Annotated in this window: 18 protein-coding genes and 1 other annotated feature; of the genes, 2 read left to right on the top strand and 16 right to left on the bottom strand. The window is 35.6% G+C overall.

The genetic code is table 11. From position 1 onward, the window contains the following. Positions 1-10: 10 nt before the first annotated feature. The 16 genes from P3F81_RS03110 to P3F81_RS03035 all read right to left on the bottom strand — a co-directional run bounded on the left by P3F81_RS03110 (position 11) and on the right by P3F81_RS03035 (position 19204). The gene (locus tag P3F81_RS03110; RefSeq protein WP_147667641.1) at positions 11-628 is read right to left on the bottom strand and encodes a M23 family metallopeptidase; all 618 of its coding nucleotides are present in this window, start codon (positions 626-628) and stop codon (positions 11-13) included. A 189-nt stretch (positions 629-817) separates the two neighbouring features. After that, the gene (locus P3F81_RS03105; RefSeq protein WP_309320614.1) at positions 818-2161 is read right to left on the bottom strand and encodes a threonine/serine exporter family protein; all 1344 of its coding nucleotides are present in this window, start codon (positions 2159-2161) and stop codon (positions 818-820) included. Between the two features lie 63 nt (positions 2162-2224). Further along, a complete protein-coding gene (locus tag P3F81_RS03100; RefSeq protein WP_309320613.1) occupies positions 2225-2374 on the bottom strand; it encodes a hypothetical protein in 150 nt (49 codons plus the stop codon). 511 nt (positions 2375-2885) lie between these two features. Beyond that, positions 2886-3521, bottom strand: a complete 636-nt coding sequence (locus P3F81_RS03095) for a hypothetical protein (protein WP_147667640.1) — start codon at positions 3519-3521, stop codon at positions 2886-2888. 129 nt (positions 3522-3650) lie between these two features. Further along, entirely contained in the window at positions 3651-4046 is a 396-nt protein-coding gene (locus P3F81_RS03090; RefSeq protein ID WP_147667639.1) for a response regulator, read from the bottom strand. A 133-nt stretch (positions 4047-4179) separates the two neighbouring features. Further along, a complete protein-coding gene (locus P3F81_RS03085) occupies positions 4180-6477 on the bottom strand; it encodes a polysaccharide deacetylase family protein (RefSeq protein WP_147667638.1) in 2298 nt (765 codons plus the stop codon). A 14-nt stretch (positions 6478-6491) separates the two neighbouring features. Further along, positions 6492-7085, bottom strand: coding sequence for a Yip1 family protein (locus tag P3F81_RS03080; protein WP_309320612.1), 594 nt, complete (start codon positions 7083-7085; stop codon positions 6492-6494). A gap of 9 nt (positions 7086-7094) precedes the next feature. Continuing rightward, the gene (gene sppA, locus P3F81_RS03075; protein WP_147667636.1) at positions 7095-8042 is read right to left on the bottom strand and encodes a signal peptide peptidase SppA; all 948 of its coding nucleotides are present in this window, start codon (positions 8040-8042) and stop codon (positions 7095-7097) included. Between the two features lie 115 nt (positions 8043-8157). Continuing rightward, positions 8158-9762, bottom strand: a complete 1605-nt coding sequence (gene pyrG / locus P3F81_RS03070) for a CTP synthase (RefSeq protein WP_147667635.1) — start codon at positions 9760-9762, stop codon at positions 8158-8160. A 128-nt stretch (positions 9763-9890) separates the two neighbouring features. Further along, the gene (gene rpoE / locus P3F81_RS03065) at positions 9891-10232 is read right to left on the bottom strand and encodes a DNA-directed RNA polymerase subunit delta (RefSeq protein WP_147668184.1); all 342 of its coding nucleotides are present in this window, start codon (positions 10230-10232) and stop codon (positions 9891-9893) included. Positions 10233-10287: 55 nt separating this feature from the next. After that, on the bottom strand, positions 10288-11946 hold the full coding sequence (argS, locus tag P3F81_RS03060) for an arginine--tRNA ligase (protein ID WP_147667634.1): 1659 nt from the start codon (positions 11944-11946) through the stop codon (positions 10288-10290). A gap of 23 nt (positions 11947-11969) precedes the next feature. Beyond that, the gene (locus P3F81_RS03055) at positions 11970-12413 is read right to left on the bottom strand and encodes a YwiB family protein (protein ID WP_147667633.1); all 444 of its coding nucleotides are present in this window, start codon (positions 12411-12413) and stop codon (positions 11970-11972) included. Between the two features lie 340 nt (positions 12414-12753). Next, positions 12754-13689: a DUF2156 domain-containing protein gene (locus tag P3F81_RS03050; RefSeq protein ID WP_147667632.1), complete on the bottom strand. Its 936-nt coding sequence runs from the start codon at positions 13687-13689 to the stop codon at positions 12754-12756. A gap of 140 nt (positions 13690-13829) precedes the next feature. After that, positions 13830-17603: a phosphoribosylformylglycinamidine synthase gene (locus tag P3F81_RS03045; RefSeq protein WP_147667631.1), complete on the bottom strand. Its 3774-nt coding sequence runs from the start codon at positions 17601-17603 to the stop codon at positions 13830-13832. A gap of 161 nt (positions 17604-17764) precedes the next feature. Continuing rightward, entirely contained in the window at positions 17765-18565 is an 801-nt protein-coding gene (gene speD / locus P3F81_RS03040) for an adenosylmethionine decarboxylase (RefSeq protein WP_147667630.1), read from the bottom strand. Positions 18566-18727: 162 nt separating this feature from the next. Continuing rightward, complete coding sequence (locus P3F81_RS03035) at positions 18728-19204, bottom strand: NanQ anomerase/TabA/YiaL family protein (protein ID WP_147667629.1); 477 nt, start codon at positions 19202-19204, stop codon at positions 18728-18730. Between the two features lie 83 nt (positions 19205-19287). Next, positions 19288-19505 (top strand) — a binding site (T-box leader). 42 nt (positions 19506-19547) lie between these two features. On the opposite strand from P3F81_RS03035, the gene P3F81_RS03030 reads away from it, so the two are divergent. Next, positions 19548-20027 (top strand): Lrp/AsnC family transcriptional regulator, encoded by a 480-nt coding sequence (locus tag P3F81_RS03030; RefSeq protein ID WP_147668182.1) that lies wholly within the window; start codon positions 19548-19550, stop codon positions 20025-20027. Further along, positions 20024-21196: an aminotransferase class I/II-fold pyridoxal phosphate-dependent enzyme gene (locus P3F81_RS03025; RefSeq protein ID WP_147667628.1), complete on the top strand. Its 1173-nt coding sequence runs from the start codon at positions 20024-20026 to the stop codon at positions 21194-21196. The genes P3F81_RS03030 and P3F81_RS03025 overlap by 4 nt, the downstream gene beginning before the upstream one ends. Positions 21197-21233 lie beyond the last annotated feature (37 nt).

Raw genomic sequence — 21233 nt, 5'->3', positions numbered from 1 at the left:
TGTACTCTCCTCAATTATTTAAGATTATTGCAGGATTCATCAATACACCATCACGCTCTACTTCAAAATGTAGATGCGGACCTGTAGAATTTCCCGTACTTCCCATCGTAGCAATCGTTTCCCCCGCTTTTACAATACTATCTGTTTCGACCAAAATAGATTGTAAATGTCCATATAACGTAGTATACCCTTGTTTATGTTCAATTATAATTGTGTTACCATAACCAGAGATCCACCCAGTAAAACTTACTTTTCCATCTTTTGCCGCTAAAATTGGTGTTCCTAAGTCATTTGCTATATCAACGCCATTATGATTTCTTCCTCCACGTGCTCCAAACTCTGACGTTACTACCCCATGTGTAGGTGCAATAAACTGTGATATATTCGCCCGTGATACTGGAACTTTCTCTTCATCATGCTTATTCTTATACTGCTCCATTTCTGCATTCGCAGGCAATGCAGGCTCCTCAGGAGCAAGTTCTTCTACTGCTTCAACTTCCATAAGCGGTTCATGCAACTGTTTTGACTCTGGCGCTTGTTGCAATAAACACCAAGTAATACCTGCAAGAAAACTAAACGCAAGTAAAACACATAAAAATTTTTTATAGTTAACTTTTTTTAATGTCATAGAATCGCCCACCTATTTTTTTACAAATTTTAGATACTATAATTATCCTTAACGGGAAAAAGAAATTTTATGCAAAAAAAATCTACTGCACTAAACACTCACCATGTTTAGCTACAGTAGATTTTCATCTTATAATAATATACAACCACTGACTCAGGGAAAGTTTTTACTCCCACCTTAAATCACTACCTAAAATAAATCCCTTTCGATATTTTGACGACGCTCTTCAATCAATTCTTCTATATATTCATCCTTAGTTTTGTCAAGATAACGCTGAGCAATAAGATTTGGAATTGTAATGCCAACAGCAACACTAATAATAATAAGTACAGCAGTAACACCATTTTGAATCGCAACCAGTAGTGCCACCGTATCCAATTCTTTTATATTAATAATAGCAAAAAGTAAGCGATAAAGTAACACGCCTGGAATAAGCGGAATAACGGATGGTATCGAAAGTACATAGGCTGACGTATTTAGCCAATGCGTAGATTTCATCGTAATAAGACCTACTACAACTGCACCAATAAATGATCCTGCTACTTGACTCATTCCAAGTTCAAAAGCAAAAAAATTACGTAGACATACGGAAATAATCCCACCAATCACTGTCATGATTAATAAGCGAGGTGGCACATTGAAAATAATGGAGAAACCAGCTGCTGCAATCGCAGCAAAAATTGCATGAGAAAGATAAATACTGTCCGGTACAACGTTGAGTGTTGTAAAATCAGCAACATTTGCAATGCGAATTGCAAGAATAATTCCAAAAGTCATACTTGCGACAATAAGCAATGTATTGATACTACGCGTTGTTCCTGCCGCTATATAATTATTGAGCATATCATCGACAGCATTGATAAGTGGAATCCCTGGGATAATAAATAACGTACAAGCAATCATTGGATACCAAGGCGTAACTGATCCTGAAATAAATTGCGTAAGATAAGCAAGAAAAGTGGCTACAAATGCAGCAATAGAAATTCCTGCATAGGGATTCACACCCCATTTATTACAAAGGCTTCTCACCCAAAATCCGCTAGAAGCACAAATCATTGTCCAAAAAAATGCCGCCCAATCACAGCCAAATAACTTACCGAAACTTCCACAAGCAAGACCTGCTCCTAAGACAGATAAAAGTGGCGAATAATTTCGTCTAAGTTTTCTAATTCTCATAAGTTCAGCTTCGTATTCATCCAACGTATAGTTTCTCTCCAACGCATGCCAAGAAAGTTTTATAAGTGCAGAGATAACTGTCATATTCACACTATGGTGCTGACATTTACGAAACTGTGTGTAAGAATGATCTCCGTCACTTATATTAAGCATAATCGTCGTACACGTAATATGTAAGTGAATTTTCCGCTTTGGAATTCCCATATAGGCAGCTACGCGTTTCATATCCCGCACAATGCGATTTGTGTCCGCCCCACTTTCCATAAGCATCTGCCCCGTTTGTAACAAAAGATGCATTTTTCGCTCAATTTCAGCGTAGGGTTCTTGTAATACCTGTTCGTCAATCATCATAATCATTAATGACTCCTTTTAATCGTATCTAATTCATATAGATTGTAACAACCTCATATTTACAATAAATTATTTTGTTTTAAATATATTTATATTTTCCTCTAATGCATCTGATATCGTTTTCAGCTTCGTTGCATCTTCTGAAATATCACCAATGGTATCATTGATTTCTGTTGTCGAAGCAGAAGTTTCTTCTGTAATCCATAAGCAACGTTGCACTAATCTCTTCGATTAAATGCGCTGAATTATTCGATTTCTCCACTAATTTTTGAATTTGTAATGCTACTACGGCAAATGCTCTGCCTTGTTCCCCTGCAGGTACTGCCTAAATTGAAGCATACAAAGATAATAAATTCGTTTCCTCCACAATGGATGTAATCAAGGCAGTTGCATTTTTTGTTTTTGTCGCCGCTTTGCTTGTTTGATGCGTTTGTTCATAAATATCCTCAATAGTGATTTAGCTTTTTCATTAATTATATAAAACTTTTCATTTTTTCTTAAACCTTCTTACTTTATCTTATCAATTTCTTTGTATTTCCAAATAAAAATAAGCAGCAGAACAAATTCATTATTTCTAAAAAATTTGCTTTGCTGCTTATTGCGAATCAAAAAACATGATATCGCGCCTCCTCTATAAAGTAACTAAAAAATTATATCTTAATGAAAATTTTTTAGTAACTTTATTGTACAAAAAACAGTACTACTTTCAAATAAATATATCGACTCATTTTTAATCTAAATCAATATTTCTTACATAATTTGAGGCATGTTTTAAAGTTATAGTTTCCGTTTTATTTAAAAAAGTTAAATCTGATTCACTACGCATAGAGATAATATGATAACTGTCACAATGCATACATTCCAAAACCAGATTATCCCCCATAATATCGGCTCTGAATTCTTCTTTTCCACATGGGCATATCACATTTCCCTGTTCGACCATATCATGTACTTTATTTAGCACGTCTAAAACCAACTGTTGTTTTTCAATTTTTTCTGGAACTTCATTACAAGAAGTTTTTTCAAAGGCCAATTTATTAAAAGTTAATATCTCTTCAATATATTTTCGCTTACCAATATACCCAAGTTCAAAATAATCCTTTTCACAATAAATTTTTCGAATTGTAAAGTTCTTTATATCTTTCAACTTTATTAAATGTTCATGTACATTTTCACAAACACCACAAGGAATTCTTAATCTAAATCTATTAGAATCATCACGCACTAATGTCGCTTGAATATGGTTACAGCTACATTTCAACATACTGACCTTATTCCGTGATAAAAAATAAGAAATATCATGAATCTCAATTTTTCCACAACGTTGACAATATAATGCAATCGACAAAGCAGCATGAATCAGCATGCAACTCACTCCTTTCTTGATTGATAGATTCGCCATATAGCAAAGAATTCCTTCTTGAAAATAATTCATAAAAATAGGAGAATGCTTCTCATCATTCTCCTATTTTTAGTGTGAAATTAGTAAACAACATTACCCTATCATCAATTCTTCTTTATGACCATCAAGATAACTGGCAACCATTTCACATAATGTAATAATATCAAATGGTTTTGTAATATACGCATATGCACCAAGTTCTTTGGCTTTTGTAACTAAATCAAGCTCACCATAAGCAGTCATCATGATAACTCTACTTGCCATACCTATCTCTTTCAACTCTTGTAGAGTTGCAATCCCATCCATACCAGGCATTTTCATATCCATTAAAATCAAACTAGGTTTTAACTTTTTTACAGTCTCTAAGCCTTCATAACCATTTGCAGCAACATTTACTTCATAACCTTCATCCGTCAGCACTTCTACTAATAGTCTCCGAATTCCCGGTTGGTCGTCTACCACTAATACTGTACTCTTAGATAATGTCATTTTTTCACCTTGCTCTCTTTCAGTATAGTATTAAATTTTCTATCTTTTTACATTTCGCTTTTTTCCCTTAATCTCCTGCTAAAATTAAGTAAATAGTGGTAAAATTTTCTGTTTAAAATAAGTTACAGTCCTATTAAAACAACTGAAATAATCTGTATATCCATTCATTATGATAGATTCGCATGCTGTATGTTGCATTTTTATCATCGACCAAAAATTCAATTTCATTACTTTCAGTCGGCAAAAAGTCTTGAATCTTAATTGGCTTCCCCTCTTTAAGTACAATAATTTTATACGCTTTTTCACGCAGCCATAAAGGATACTTCACTTTTACCATCAATGGATTACCTTGGTTGACCGGAATATCTTTACCTAACAATTTAATTTCATAATGTGTAGTTAATAGATTTTCATCAAGGATCCGTCCATAAACAGCCAAAAGTTGCGGTGTATAATAATCAAGATACGCTTCTACCAATTCATCAGCAGTAGCAAAACGCAGTAAACCCGGCTTTACATAACGCTTTTCCACATAAGACAAATGGTTATTAAGCAAATCAAAATGTCCACCTTCTAAACTTCGCCAATCACCATTTCCCATCATAAAAAAGGCATGCGTGAAACCAACAATTGCATGAACGCCTGGCATAACTTTACCACTCCCAACAAAATAGTTCATGCCCTGATCAACTTTCTGATTCCAATCCAATTCATTGCCTTTTTCATAGGCAATAAACTCTTTTGGTGTTAATCGAAATTCCACTAAACCGACATCCTGTAAATCTTTCGTAGGTGCATTGATATCTGACTTCGAAGCAAAATAAATCTCGTTTCCATAGTCAGCCGAAGTATACCCCTGAATATTGCCATCCGCATCACTTGAAGCTAAATACCCGGCTTTTTGATATGCACGTGTACTTATCATTTCTTCTTGTGCACCATCCCCGAAATCAAATGAACCTGCTCTAGCCGTTAAACTTTGCCCCATAGTGGCATTACCAATCATTTCTTCCAGCATAGATTGATATGCATATAAAGAACCTACTCTACTTTGATAAATGTCATACTCCCCTTCTTCTGGTAATAAATTCGCCCATCCATGCAACAAATGATTTCCCCAGAAGCCATTACGCTCTTTATTAAAAGATAATAGATTCACACTTATATATGGATCATAATCCATATGCATATGCAAAGCGTATGCATGTCCTAATTTAGTTTGCTCGTGTACCGAATTTTTAACTTTCTCTATAGTCTCTTTCCAGCCTTGCTTCGGTGCCTTTTCTTCTGCCCATGCAGCTGCTTTCAAAATCGGTAGGGCAATATAATGCGTCCATTTTGCACCATATCGATCTGCAATTTGATTCATTTTTTCTGCTTTGCTTATCATTTGAACTGTTAATTCTTCTGGATTTAACCATCCATCTTGATTTCCCCATGCAATAGAATATCCAGCGCTGTCAGCAGGTTCTAAATCTTCCGTTAATACATAATATACTCGTCCATCTTCCCTATCGTTAATAGATACCTCTACAGGACTTTCCTCTTCAACGACTCCATTAATTTTGAAAAAAATCTGCCACGGTTTATTTAAGTTTACAATATCGGCGCGATTCGCTTTTACCTTCCAAGTTAATACCCGCTTTTCTCCCGGTTGAAGGTACTCATTTATCCTTTGTGTATCCTCTATGGTTACAAGTCCATAACCGTATGGCATAACAAGCTCTACACCAGCACTATCTATGACTTGTTGACTTCGATTTTGTAAAATTGCTTGAATAGTAATCCATTCATCTTTGTCTACCTGATAAAAATTTTGTAGTGGTATCATATGCAAAGATTTAGAATGATCATCAAATAAATCTCTTCTTGCAATTAATGCGTGTTGTCCGTCACTAGCCTCTACATAAAATCGAAAATTTGCAATTTTCGAATAATCTACATGCCCAAGCTCTTTATCAAACATAACTTTTACATTGTAATAGGTATCAATCCAAGAGCCAATAAAATTAATACTATATCTAGAATCTACCCATTTCATCGTTTTCGTGTTTTTAGGCAAATCTCCTGTAACTACCCATCCTATACCAGCTATAACATTACCGTCAGCGTCCACCCCATCAACTACAAAGCGACCTGTTCCCTGTGTAGATAAAAATTGCAACTTAAAATTAACCGTACTCGATATATCTGCAAACATTTGATCTCTATAAATAATCCTACCATCCTGACCAGCAGCAAGCTCTAATAATGGCACTTCCTCATTACCATTCTGAAGGAGACGGTATGAACTTCCTTCTCCTTCAGTAATTATATGCTCTTTAAGTGCATCTTCTTCCATTACAGACTCAATTAACGTACCTTGCTTTTGACTCTGATTTTCCTGATTTACCATACATCCCGTAATGCATAATGCAATACTGACTAACAAAAGAAGATATCTCATCATAACGTCGGTGGTACAGGGATAGTGCCATTAAAAATTGACATAAACATCGTCCCAAGTAAGATGAATGATAAAAATAGAATCACAGCCACAACAAGCATTGGCAAAATCATCACCAAAAAAGCTTTAGCACCAGTCACTTGATATACGATTTTTATCCCTGTAAAGTTCAAATAGAAAATCCATATAACAACAACAAAAGTAGCTACTAAAATTAATGTAGCTGCAATATCAGCAGATAAAAAACTTGCAATTAAATAAATTGGCGTAATTAATAATTGAGGAAAATAGGAAAAACCTACAACAGTTAGTAATGACTTTACCTGACCTGTACCTGCCATTAATTCAGCAATTAAATGCCAAATTGCAACCATAATAAATAGAGTAGTAAAATTTCCGATAAGCTGTAAAGCAATCAGTCCACCTCGATGCGATACCCCGCCACTGCCAGCAGAGATTGCAATAAACGATAAAGTCGTCGTAATAAATACGACTAGACAAGCTTGCAAAATTTGCGGCGTTTGTGCAAATTTTTGAAAAGCCTCTTTAGGTTTAAATATCACATCATAAATTGTTTCTAAAAATTCTCCCATGTTACTCACCTATCCTCTTGCCGGTATAGCCATCGGCACAATTGATTTTACTTCATTTTCTGCTTTTGTCTGAGAAAGAAAAAGTTCCAATAAATTTGCCTTGCTATTGCTTTCTAAAAGTGCAGAGAAAGGATTATTATTTCCATATTCTTTAATTTTAACTTTTCCTTGAATGCCGACTTCTTTTGCCGTTTTATCTATTACATCATAAAGATTACCTAACTCATCCACTAACCCAAGTTCTTTTGCCTGTTTTCCACTATAAATTCTGCCATCGGCCAAGGATTTTACTTTCTCTATATCCAGCTTACGCCCTTCAGCAACAACCCTCACAAATTCATTATAATTTTCGTCTACAATATTTTGAATTAACTGTCGCTCCTCAGGTGTCATTGGACGATCATTTGCTAAGATATCCTTATGCTCACCACTTTTAATTTTATCTGACTTAATACCAATTTTTTGATAAAGTTCTTCCCAATTAGAATAGGAAATATAAACGCCTATACTGCCTGTAAGCGTTGTCGAATTTGCATAAATTTTATCTGTACAAGCGGCTAACCAATAACCACCTGAGGCAGCAATATCACCCATAGAAGTAACAACCAATTTTCCTTTTGCTCTAATTTTCTTAATTTCATCTCCTACTTCTTGTGTAGCCGTAACCGCACCACCAGGGCTATTAATTCTAAGAATAATTGCTTTAATCGAAGGATCATCACTAGCTTTATGGAGCTGTTTGATTAACCCTTCACTACCACCGTCCTCTGAAAATACGTTGGCTGTATTTCGTTCACTCTTAATGACACCATCAACATAAATGACAGCAATTTGTTCTTTACTTCCTCTTGAATCACCATTTGTATTATCTTCAGATTTTTTACCACTTAAGTTTAACAAAACAACGGAAAAAAGAATAACTAAAGCAATAATTAACATAGTTTTTTTCTTATTCATCATCTATTCTCCTTAAAAAGAAAACTGTTGGATAACCAACAGTTTCTGTTATTGTGCCCATAGATACCATGCAATGTTATCATGACCTTTAATCTTAAAATTTTAATTAAGACCATTATTTAAATTTTAATGCCGCTCCAACAAACTCTCTAAATAATGGATGAGGATTATTCGGACGGGATTTTAGTTCAGGATGAAATTGCGAAGCAACAAACCATGGATGATCTTTCACTTCAATAATTTCTACCAAACTATCATCTGGTAAGGTACCAGCAATCGTCAAGCCTGCGCTTTCTAACTCTTCACGATATTTATTATTGAACTCTAAACGATGGCGATGACGTTCATGAATTAATTCACTACCATAAGCTTCATATGTTTTTGTATCTTTTCTAACTTTACATGGATAAGAACCTAAGCGCATCGTTCCACCTTTATCTTCAATATCCACTTGATCTGACATTAAATCAATCACTGGATATTTCGTATCAGCATCCATTTCCGTACTATTTGCACCTTGCATATTGCAAACATTGCGCGCATATTCAATTACCGCACATTGCATGCCTAAGCACAGACCCAAAAATGGAATTTTATTTTCACGTGCATATTGAATTGCGAGAATCTTGCCTTCAACACCACGATCACCAAAACCACCAGGAACAAGGATACCTTGACAGCCAGCAAATACTTCATCATAGTTTATCCCATTAGTTTCAATTTCTTCTGCATTCACCCATTTTATTTTTATATCTGCATCATTTGCAATCCCTGCATGGTGCAGTGATTCGGAAACACTGATATATGCATCTTGCAATTCAACATATTTCCCAACCATAGCAATTGTTACATCACGAGACGGATGATTTATTTTATCTACCATTTTTGCCCACTCAGTCATATCAGCGGGGCCATAATCCATTTTTAATTTTTCTAAAACAATTTTATCTAATCCTTCTTCCTGCATCATCAAAGGCACTTGATAAATTGTAGAAGCTGTTCTATTTTGAATGACCGCATCTGCATCAACATCACAGAATAAAGCCAATTTTTCTTTCATTTCCGGTGAAATTTCTTTTTCCGTGCGACACACTAAAATGTCAGGTTGGATTCCAATACTTCTCAATTCTTTTACACTATGCTGTGTAGGTTTAGTTTTTAACTCACCTGCCGCAGAAATGTAAGGAACTAAAGTTACGTGAATATAAAGTACATCATTTCTTCCAACTTCTTTTTTGACTTGGCGAATTGCTTCCATAAACGGTAAGCTTTCGATATCACCAACTGTACCGCCAATTTCCGTAATAACAACTTCTGCATCACTTTCATCAGCAACACTATAAATTCGTTGTTTAATTTCATTTGTTATATGCGGAATCACTTGAACTGTACTGCCTAAGTATTCTCCTTTACGCTCTTTATTTAATACAGACCAATAAATTTTACCGGCAGTAACGTTAGACCCTTTACTTAGATTAATATCAATAAAACGCTCATAGTGTCCTAGATCTAAATCTGTTTCTGCTCCATCTTCAGTAACAAAAACTTCCCCATGTTGGTACGGGCTCATCGTCCCCGGGTCAATATTGATATATGGATCAAACTTCTGAATCGTCACTTTTATCCCGCGAGTCTTTAATAACCGTCCTAATGAAGCCGCTGTGATGCCTTTACCTAATGAGGAAACAACCCCTCCGGTAACAAAAACATACTTTGCCATGCGAAAAATCCTCCTATTTTTGCCCTTGCATTATTCTATAAAAATCTTAAATGAATCTATATTCATTTTTATATTGACCTAAAAATACGCCAACAATTGTATCCTGTATTTATATCTGCTGTCAAGCGTTACTCTTCATCACGCTTTTTGGAAACTGGATCTAAATCTTGAATCTCTTCAAGAAGTTTTTCTCTGCGTTTTGTATTCGATTTTGTACTCGAACTGGAGCTACTAGAACGTTTCACCTCTTGTGGTGTAAGCTCAGCTAAACCCCACATTCCTTTTCCTACATGATGAAATCTGCTATCCATATTAATTAGTGTGTATACCTCAGAAATAGCTAGAGATAATGATTGCACTGGTTTTTGTTTTTTATCAATGATTTCCATAATTAAATCTTTAAAATAAATTGGCTGCCCTGCTGCACTTAAAATTTGATAAGCAATATCTACTTCTGCCATTTTTGTCATATCCAAAACAAAAAACTCCCCTCATATTTAAACGAACATTTCACAAATTAATTTTCTACATTTTTTCCGGTGCACTAACGCCTAAAATATTTAATGCATGACGAATCGTATTTTGTACAGCTTTCACTAAACTAAGTCTAGCCTCAGCCAAATCTTTTTCAACACCCATAATACGGCATTGATTATAAAAACTATGAAAATCCCCTGCTAATTCATGCACATATCTTGCAATGCGATGGGGCGCACGATCTTTTGCGGCAAAAGCAATTTCTTCTTCATAATCTGCCATCTTTTTAATTAAATCAATTTCAGATTCAGTGGTAAGCAGATTTAATTTTGCTTGACTAGTAAATGCTAATCCATTTTCTTCGGCTTGTCTAAATATACTACAAATGCGGGCATATGCGTATTGAATATAATAAACTGGATTTTCATTAGATTTAGACTTAGCTAAATCTAAATCAAAATCTAATTGGCTATCAATAGAACGCATAATAAAGAAGAATCTTGCTGCATCTGTTCCAACTTCCTCGATTAATTCTGCTAAAGTTACACTTTGTCCAGTGCGTTTTGACATTTTTACTAACGCACCATCACGATACAAGCTAACCATCTGCAAAATTAGAACCTCAAGCGCATCCCCTTTATACCCCATAGCTTCAATGGCAGCTCTAACCCGACAAATATAGCCATGATGATCTGCGCCCCAAATATTAATTAATGTATCAAAACCACGTTCTAACTTATCACGATGATAAGCAATATCCGCTGCTAAATACGTAGGTACGCCATTATCACGAATAACTACACGATCTTTATCATCACCATAAGCTGTTGATTTCAGCCATAATGCACCATCTTTTTCATAAATATTCCCGTTTCCTTTAAGAAACTCACAAGTTTCATGAATTGCATCTGCTTGATGTAAACTGCGTTCACTAAACCACTGATCAAAATGTACATTGAATGCTGCTAAATCTTCCTTCAGCGCCGCTAATTTTTCTTTTAATGCTAACTCTTTAAAAATTGTTAACCGTTCTTCAGCACTCATTGCTAAGTATTCGTCTTGATGTCCATCGATAATGCGTTTTGCAGTATCAATAATGTCATGACCATGATATCCATTTTCCGGGAAATCAACCGTTTGACCTAGCAATTCTAAATATCTTGCATTCACTGATGCTGCTAAATTATCAATTTGATTTCCAGCATCATTAATATAGTACTCACTTGCTACATGATAACCAGCAGCTCTAAGTAAGTTTACTAAAGCACTCCCCATGGCTGCCCCGCGTCCATGTCCAACATGTAATGGCCCCGTCGGATTTGCACTTACATATTCAACCTGAATTTTTCCATCATTTCTCGCTGCTAAATCACCATAGGTTTCACCTTTTTCAATAATAGCCGCTAAACGGTCATAGATTATATCCGATTTTAGATAAAAATTAATAAAGCCTGGTCCAGCAATTTCCGCTTTTTCTAACCAGCTTTCACTTAAACGCTGAACAATCGCTTCGGCAATTGTTCTCGGATTCGTTTTCGCTGCACGCGCTGCTTGTAATGCAAAGTTTGTGGCATAATCACCAAATTCTTTTTGCGGTGGTACTTCTAAGATAATCTGAGGTAATTTCTCAGCATGAAACGCCCCATCAACAATAGATTGCTGTGCGGCGCGACAAATTGCATCAATTAGAATTTCTTTAATATCCAAAATATAACGTCCTCCTGTAAAACTCAATTCATATGACTATAAGTTTCAGCATCTGCACAGACACTGATTTGAAGTTGGTTTTCACTCTGCCAATGTCCATCAATCGATAACTCATAAACAATATCGATATTTCCAGAAATTGAACCATAACAAATATCTAATTTATTTGTCAATACCGTTAAGGTAAGTTTACCATAGGGAGTACGATAAACACTTGAACTCTTTTTTGCCAATTCAAAATGCTGTTCTTGTGATACAGCACCTTTTCTTACTAAAGTAACATGATGATCGGAAATTTTTAACAGATTCGAAGTCCCTTCCATTCCACTTACTTCACTATCTTCATAAAGTACATAATGAATTCCGTTCTTAAAGTAATGTGTACCTGTAGTAACGAATTCTATACGATTTTCTTCCCCCATAGCATCTTTTTGTATTCCAATAACTGTAACTACTACCTTATTCATCAAAATCTCCTCTATAATACTATAGAATATTATAGCGTAATGCATCACCATTGCCAACAACAAAAGTATGTAAATTGAAAATAATTATCCATACAAAGTCTACATTATAATCTTTAAATAAAAATTTTTCAAGCCACAATTTAAGTTCTTTCATTGGTTATATTTACAAACTAAAAAAGTTTATTAAACAATAAACTTCCTTTTTCCTCTATAAAAAAACCGTAGCACCGCCAGTTTATTGCTAAACTGACGGTGCCTCCACATGAGAAAGTAATCGCTTGCTTTCTCACTCCTAGTATATGCTTTAAAAAAAAAATAATACACTTTCCAAGATTTATTTTTAAATAGACAGATTTGGATCAATTGGATTTAAATCATCTTTTAAAACTGCAACAAATTTTTCAACCATTTTTACCGGCTTATAACTTAGTTTTGCTTTTCTAAGTCCTTCGATTCCCATATCCTCTTCTCTATTTACATATTGTAAATGAGCCCATTCCCGCTGACAAAAAGCTTGGTTAATCGCTGTATATGCGCCACGAATTTCTGGATCAGCTTTTTCTACATGGATAACTGCAGTATTTTCATTTAATTGCTCGCCGAAAGTAAATGCCACAACTCTTTCACCAATAAAAATTGCACCACCTTTTAGATTCAAGTACTCAAAATTATTCAAAACCTCAATAATGGCTTTTCTTTCTTCTGTTAATATCGGATCATCAAAAGTTCCATGTTGTTTATACCACGTATTGATACTCAGCTTACATCGCAAACTAATTTCACTTGTAATCGGTTGATAAATGGCCTCAGGATAAGTTTTCTTAAAACTATTTAGGTGATTCTTTTTACTATGATATTTTCGTCCTGACAAAGAAATTAAAGCTGCTGTCTCATAAACATAATCAAAGTTATCTCTATCTTCACTAATATGAAATCGTTTCGGATAATGCTTGTCCATTTCTTCTACCATACTTTTTTCCAGCCCCGACATAATAAAATCCGTATTTTTCTCTTTAAAATAGTTCAGCCAAAAACCAATTGCTTTGGGCATTTTTTCTTTAGGGCCAAAAGGTTGCATTGCAAATTCTTTACCTTGCCAACTTCCTTTTAAATAAAGAACTTCATCTTTTACTGCCCATGCAATTTGATAAGGATTGCGCCACATAAATAAATTCGTAAAATTACAATGTGAATTTTCATAATATCTATCGTGAAAAAACGAATCAAAAATCGCTTTATCTGTTTGTTCTAATAATTTAAATTTAATAATAATCACTCCTCGTTTCTTATTATAACAATCTAAGACTTTTTATACAACTAATTCTTATTAAATCAATCGGATTAGTAATTGATTAAGAAAAAAAGAATAGTTTTAAGATGTGAAATACATCTTAAAACTATTCAAAAATACATTTTTTATTTGTAGTAACGAACGCCGGCTGCAAATAACTGCTGATCTTTCGTTCCTGGAACGTTCATACAAACTGATGTACCGATACGCTCCGAATGCCCCATTTTACCTAATACACGTCCATCAGGGCTTGTAATCCCTTCAATTGCCTCTATTGAACCATTCGGATTAAATGGAATATTCATACTTGGAGCACCTGCATAATCAACATATTGCGTTGCAATTTGCCCTTTCACACGAAGTTTAGCAACAACTTCCGCATCCGCAGCAAAACGACCTTCGCCATGTGAGACTGCAATTGTATGAATATCGCCTACTTGGACATTATTGAACCAAGGAGATAAATTAGATACGACCTTCGTTTGTACCATGCAAGATACATGGCGTCCAATATTATTATGTGTTAACGTTGGACTTTCTATTGTTAAATCTGTAATCTCACCATATGGCACAAGTCCTAATTTAATAAGTGCTTGGAAACCATTACAAATACCAAGCATCAAGCCATCACGTTGCTTTAATAATGAAGTTATCGCCTCTTTTATACGAGGATTTCTAAACATTGCAGCAATAAATTTACCAGAACCGTCTGGCTCATCTCCTGCGCTAAATCCACCTGGAAGCATTACAATTTGCGCTTCATTAATTCCTTTTACAATCGCTTCTACAGATTCTTCAACTGCACTTGCAGTTAAATTACGAATCACTAACGTATCGGCAATGCCGCCAACTCTTTCAAAAGCCTTCGCTGAATCATATTCACAATTCGTTCCCGGAAATACAGGAATAAAAATACGCGGTTTAGCAACAGTTGTACGAGATGCAATTTTCCCTCCCGCAGTATGTGGAGTAAAGTGAACTTTTTTCGCACTTGTTTTCGTTTGGGTTGGGAATATTTTCTCTAACGTACCCATATAAGCTTTTTCTACTTTTGCTAAAGATACCATTGTACCACTTAAACGAATATCCGCTTTTTCTGTTGTCGTCCCTAATAGATAAGCATTAGTTCCAGCTAAATCTACTTCAATATCTACATAATCTGCAATTTCTAAAATAATAGAGCCATAATCACTCATAAATAAATCTTTTGCTTCTAGCTGACGACTGAAAGCAAAACCAATTTCATTACCTAATGACATCTTACTGATTGCAGCAGCTATACCACCCACACGTACACTATGCGCCGCAAATACTTTACCGTCTGCGATTAATTGACTGATTTTTGTAAAGTTTTTCTTCAGCTGCGTAAAGTCTGGTAAATCATACTCATCACGTTTTGCTGGAACAACAACGACTCTACTATTTCCCTTTTTAAATTCTGGAGAAATAACTTTATCTGCTTCTACTACATCGACAGCAAAAGAAATCAAGGATGGAGGGACATTAATATCTTTAAATGTTCCGGACATGCTGTCTTTACCACCAATTGCCGGAATAGCAAATTCATGTTGCGCTTTTAACGCACCTAACAACGCACTAAATGGTTTTCCCCAACGAATACTTTCTTTGCCAAGACGTTCAAAATATTCCTGGAAAGTTAAACGAATGCTATCATAATGTCCACCTAAAGCAACAATTTTTGCAACTGACTCAACAACAGCATACATTGCACCATGGAACGGACTCCATTCTAATAAATATGGATCAAAACCAAACGTCATTGCTGTAGCCGTATTCGTTTCGCCACCCAAAACTGGAAGTTTCGCAACCATACCTTCCGCAGGAGTTTTTTGATATTTACCCCCAAATGGCATCAGTACAGTATTTGCACCTATTGTTGCATCAAATCGTTCCACTAATCCTTTTTGACCGCATACGTTTAGTTGCGATAAGTTGGCAAGCCATGCTTTCTCTAAATCATCCATCTGATCTTCTACTGCAACTGGTATCTTACGTAAGTAGTTTTCCTTTTCTACCGGTGCAGCTACTTTTACATCAACCACTTGTTTTACACCATTTGTATTTAAGAAATCACGACTTAAACTTACAATAGGTTTTCCACGCCAATTCATCGTTAAACGTTCATTATCGGTCACTTCAGCAACAAGCGTTGCCTCTAAATTTTCTTCATCTGCGTAACGAACAAATCTTTCTACATCTGCTTTTTTTATTACGACAGCCATACGCTCTTGGGACTCGGAAATCGCAAGTTCAGTACCATCGAGCCCCTCATATTTTTTCGGCACAGCATCAAGGTTAATGACAAGTCCGTCTGTTAACTCACCAATTGCAACGGCAACTCCGCCTGCACCAAAATCATTACAACGCTTAATCATTCGGCTAACTTCTGGGTTTCTAAATAACCGTTGAATTTTTCTTTCCGTTGGCGCATTTCCTTTTTGTACTTCAGCACCACAACTTGTTAATGATTCTTCCGTATGCTCTTTTGATGAACCAGTTGCACCGCCACAACCATCACGTCCAGTTTTTCCACCAACTAAAACAACAACATCACCAACGGCTGGTACTTCACGTACAACGTTACATTTTGGCGCTGCAGCAATAACTGCACCAACTTCAAGACGTTTTGCAACAAAGTTTTCATGATATACTTCAGCAACTTGTCCAGTCGCCAAGCCAATTTGGTTACCATAAGAACTATACCCAGTCGCTGCACCTAATGTAATTTTCTTTTGTGGCAATTTTCCTGCCATCGTATCGGCAACAGTCGTACGCGGATCGGCACAACCTGTAACACGCATTGCTTGATAAACATAAGAACGGCCAGAAAGTGGATCGCGAATTGCACCACCTAAGCAAGTCGCCGCACCACCAAATGGTTCAATTTCCGTCGGATGATTATGTGTTTCATTTTTAAACATAACCAGCCAATCTTCATTTTTCCCATCTATATCCGCATTGACCACAATACTACATGCATTAATTTCTTCTGAAATATCTAAATCTTGAATTTTTCCTAATTTACGTAATTGTTTCATCCCAATTACGGCAATGTCCATCAACGTAATATCGCGATCTGTATCACCATAAACAAATTCGCGATCTTTTAAGTATAAACGATAAGCTTCTTTAATTGGTTCAGAAAAATACCCATCTTCGAACTCAACCGCTTCCACTTTTGTCATAAAAGTTGTATGACGGCAATGGTCGGACCAATAAGTATCAATCACTTTAATTTCAGTAATGCTAGGATCACGCTTTTCCGTATCACGGAAATAGCTTTGACAGAATTTCAAATCTTCAAAACTCATCGCAAAACCTTGCTCTTCCATAAAAGCTTTTAACTGTGCATCATTTTTCTTAACAAAACCAGTTAATATTTTAACATCAGCAGGAATTTCCACTTGCAAATTCAAAGTTTGTGGTTTTTCAAGTGATGCTTCACGACTTTCAATTGCATTAATGCAATAGCTCTTAATTTTCACAAACTCTTCATCCGTAATATCACCTACAAGCGCAATTACTCTAGCCGTAGAAATTACAGGGCGTTCTTTTTGTGTTAGTAATTGTACACATTGCGCTGCAGAGTCTGCCGTCTGATCATATTGACCTGGTAAATATTCTACAGCAAATATTCGAGTATTATTCATTTGTGGCAATTCTTCATCATATACTAAATCAACTGGAGGTTCAGAAAAAACAATATTGCGAGCCTTTGCGTATTCTTCATCACTGATGCCTTCGATATCATAACGATTAATCATACGAACTCGCTTTAATTTATCTAAACTGAAACTTTCTACTAAGTCAGCAAATAAAGCTTGTGCCGGTATATCAAAACCTTGACGTTTTTCTACATAAATTCTTTTTACTCCCAATGTCAGACCTCCCTCTAAAATTACAAACTTAAATACTTATTATTGCAAATTCTCTCCAATAAATCAATTCCAGCAAGTAAGAGGAACCTTATGAAACTTATCTGCTTATAAACATAGCTTGCCTATAAAAACAGGTAAGAAATTAAGGACTACAACAAATGTTATGAGCCCTCGGATAAAGTTCCTCTTACTTTTGGAATATTACGCCCATAGAAAATTTCTGCCATTTCCTTTTTCAAGCGTTGTTTAATTTTTTTCTTTTCACCAATGGTCAATTCATTCTTTGGTGTCCCAAATAAATAATTATCAAGATCAAATTCACGTAAAAGCATTTTCGTATGGAAAATATGCTCTTGATATACATTAACATCAATCATCTGATACTTGTTTCTAATTTCTTGATCAATATAATTTTGGATTGAGTTAATTTTATGGTCAATGAAGAATTTCTTACCATTTACATCACGTGTAAAACCTCTCACCCGATAATCAACAATCGCAATATCAGAGCAAAAAGACTTTAAAAGATAGTTTAATGCTTTAAGCGGTGAAATTTTTCCACAGGTCGATACGTCAATATCGGCACGAAACGTCGAAATTCCTTGATCAGGGTGACTTTCCGGATACGTGTGAACAGTAATATGACTTTTATCTAAATGACAAACTACTGCTTCTGATACTGGTTCTACTGGCTCTTCAGAAATCAACATCGTTACGCTGGCACCTTGCGGTTCATAATCTTGTTTCGCAATATTTAAAATGTTAGCACCAATGATATGCGCAACCTCAGTGAGGATATTAGTGAGTCTTTCAGCATTATATTCTTCGTCAATATACTCAATATATTCTTTTTTATGCTCAGCTGTTTTTGCATAACAAATGTCATACATATTAAAGCTCAAACTTTTCGTTAAATTATTAAACCCATATAATTTCAATTTATTTATTTCCCTAATATCCATTTAATCACCTTACTTTTCAATTAGTATTTCCAATCTGCCAATAGCTCATTTACAATTCTACATAAACCACCAAAAACCTTTTTTTATTCAGCGACTAGGATTCGTATAGAGTAAATACTCCACTAAATCAAGTCTGCTTTATAAAGGCAATTGTATTATATATTATTTTTCCAAAGTGTCAATACTAACTTTAATAACAACCTTTTTTACCCTCTGTGGTTGATCAAGAAAACAACAAGGACGATGCACATCATGAGGATAAATTACTGCGTACATTCCCTGACTTAAGATAATATCACTTTCTGGAATGAGAGCCTTATAGAAGATAGCATCGCGTTCCTCAGCGCAGTCTTCTTCAATTTCCAGCACAGGATTCAATGCACAATACCCCATCAGCTCCTCTCCCTCTACAATAAACTGCACATCAATATATTTTCGATGTGTTTCAGCCCTACACTCACTGCGTTCTTTACTCATATAACTAGAAACCATAGCAAAAATTTTTTCACCATCAATTTCATATTTTCCATCGTTTAATTTTGAAAGATTCTGTTCTTTTAAAAAATGTAAAGCTTTTTTAATACTTGCTGGAAAACGATACTTCTCATTTTCTAAATTACGAATATGACCTACGATCATAAAAACAACTCCTTAAAATTTATTATAAAAATTCTATTGCATTCCTCTTTTGGCTTATGTTATTATTTTATACAAATATAAAATGATAAGCAATGATTGGAAGAGTACATTTCATAAATCTTTTCAGAGAGCCGATGGTGCTGTAAATCGGTAGGAGTATGAATTTGGAAAGCTGCCCATGAGCTGTTATCCGAACAAATAAAAAATTTTAGTAGGATGTACCGTAGCTCGGCGTTAACGAGGTGAAGGTGAGCTTTTAGCTAATCAAGGTGGTACCGCGGGAGTAGTTCTCGTCCTTTTTAGGATGGGGGCTTTTTTTATATTAAAAAATAGGAGTGATACTATGAAACAATTACTTGAACTTTTAGAGCATGATGCGAAACGACCGGTTGAAGAACTAGCTGCCATGTTAAATAGATCTGTATATGAAGTAAGCGAACAAATCAAACAGTTAGAAAAAGATAAAGTTATCTTAAAGTACAATACTTTAATCAACTGGGAGAAATTTGGCATAGACAGTGTAACAGCAACGATTGAAGTAAAAGTGACGCCACAGCGCGAAGTTGGATTTGACGCAATCGCTGAACGTATTTATCGATTTGCCGAAGTTCGTTCAGTATATCTTATGTCTGGTGGTTTTGACTTACTTGTTATGATTGAAGGTAAAACTTTAAAAGATGTCTCCAATTTCGTATCTACTCGCCTTGCAACAATTGATGGTGTTATCAGTACACATAGCAACTTTATGTTAAAAGCGTACAAAAAAGATGGCGTTATTATCAACGACCAAGAAAAAGATCGTAGATTGGTGGTGTCACCATGAGTTGGTCAAAACGTATTTCCCCTTCGGTAAATGCAATTGCTCCCTCTGGAATTCGTCGTTTTTTTGATATTGCCGCTGAAATGGAAGACGTTATCTCTTTAGGTGTAGGAGAACCTGATTTTATTACACCTTGGCACATTCGCGAGAGCTGTGTTTACGGTTTAGAACAAGGATATACCGCATATACCGCAAACCGTGGATTATTAGAGCTTCGTGAGGAAATTGTCCGTTTATTATTAAGAGATCATCAGGTCTCTTATGATCCCAAAAAAGAAGTTCTGATTACCGTTGGCGTAAGTGAAGCTCTTGATCTAGCACTCCGTACTGTAGTTTCACCTGGAGATGAAGTTCTGATTCCCGAGCCTTGCTACGTTTCTTATAAAGCTTGTGTGACACTTGCTGGAGGAAATCCTATTGGCGTGCCAACAAGTATTGAAAATGAATTTCGTATAACAGTTGAAGATTTAGAAAAACATCTTACACCCAAAACAAAGGTTTTACTTATCGGATATCCCAATAATCCAACTGGCGCAGTTATGACGAAAGAAGGATTGCTCGAAATAGCTAAATTTGCTGAAGCACACGATCTTATCGTTATTTCCGATGAAATCTATTCAAACTTAGTCTATGGTGATGCAGTTCATACATGCTTTTCAGCACTTCCTAATATGCAAGACCGTACCATCTTATTGAATGGTTTTTCAAAATCTTATGCCATGACTGGCTGGCGCATTGGGTATGCATTAGCAAATCCAGAATTTATATCTGCAATGACCAAAATTCACCAATATACAATGCTCTGCGCACCAATTACCGCACAAATTGCCGCAGTAGAAGCACTTCGCCATGGCGAATCCAATATGAAAAAGATGGTAGCTGAATATGATCGCCGCCGCCACCTAATTCTTGATGGAATGCGTAATATGGGCTTAGAGTGTTTTGAACCGAAAGGCGCATTCTATATTTTCCCTTGCATCAAAAACACCGGTCTTTCTTCTGAAGAATTCGCAGAACAACTGCTTCGCAGTGAGCGCGTTGCTTTAGTACCTGGAAACGCATTTGGAGAAAGTGGTGAAGGATTTGTTCGTTGCTCTTATGCTACATCAGTAAGTAAAATTTCAGAAGCATTAAACCGCATCGAAAATTTTGTAAAAAAACATATCCGCTAATATACACATTTATAAAAAAACACCTTGGATTCCAAGG

This window comes from Selenobaculum gibii (assembly GCF_030273445.1).
GTDB classification, from domain to species: Bacteria; Bacillota; Negativicutes; order ICN-92133; family ICN-92133; genus Selenobaculum; species Selenobaculum gibii.
This window is presented reverse-complemented; position numbering and strand designations above follow the sequence as displayed.

Coding starts and splice junctions, on each gene's coding strand:
- P3F81_RS03110 (WP_147667641.1), bottom strand. CDS start 628: ATGACATTAAAAAAAGTTAACTATAAAAAATTTTTATGTGTTTTACTT.
- P3F81_RS03095 (WP_147667640.1), bottom strand. CDS start 3,521: ATGCTGATTCATGCTGCTTTGTCGATTGCATTATATTGTCAACGTTGT.
- pyrG (WP_147667635.1), bottom strand. CDS start 9,762: ATGGCAAAGTATGTTTTTGTTACCGGAGGGGTTGTTTCCTCATTAGGT.
- P3F81_RS03025 (WP_147667628.1), top strand. CDS start 20,024: ATGAGTTGGTCAAAACGTATTTCCCCTTCGGTAAATGCAATTGCTCCC.
- sppA (WP_147667636.1), bottom strand. CDS start 8,042: ATGAATAAGAAAAAAACTATGTTAATTATTGCTTTAGTTATTCTTTTT.
- speD (WP_147667630.1), bottom strand. CDS start 18,565: ATGGATATTAGGGAAATAAATAAATTGAAATTATATGGGTTTAATAAT.
- rpoE (WP_147668184.1), bottom strand. CDS start 10,232: ATGACAAAAATGGCAGAAGTAGATATTGCTTATCAAATTTTAAGTGCA.
- P3F81_RS03090 (WP_147667639.1), bottom strand. CDS start 4,046: ATGACATTATCTAAGAGTACAGTATTAGTGGTAGACGACCAACCGGGA.
- P3F81_RS03055 (WP_147667633.1), bottom strand. CDS start 12,413: ATGAATAAGGTAGTAGTTACAGTTATTGGAATACAAAAAGATGCTATG.
- P3F81_RS03035 (WP_147667629.1), bottom strand. CDS start 19,204: ATGATCGTAGGTCATATTCGTAATTTAGAAAATGAGAAGTATCGTTTT.
- P3F81_RS03030 (WP_147668182.1), top strand. CDS start 19,548: ATGAAACAATTACTTGAACTTTTAGAGCATGATGCGAAACGACCGGTT.
- P3F81_RS03105 (WP_309320614.1), bottom strand. CDS start 2,161: ATGATTATGATGATTGACGAACAGGTATTACAAGAACCCTACGCTGAA.
- P3F81_RS03080 (WP_309320612.1), bottom strand. CDS start 7,085: ATGGGAGAATTTTTAGAAACAATTTATGATGTGATATTTAAACCTAAA.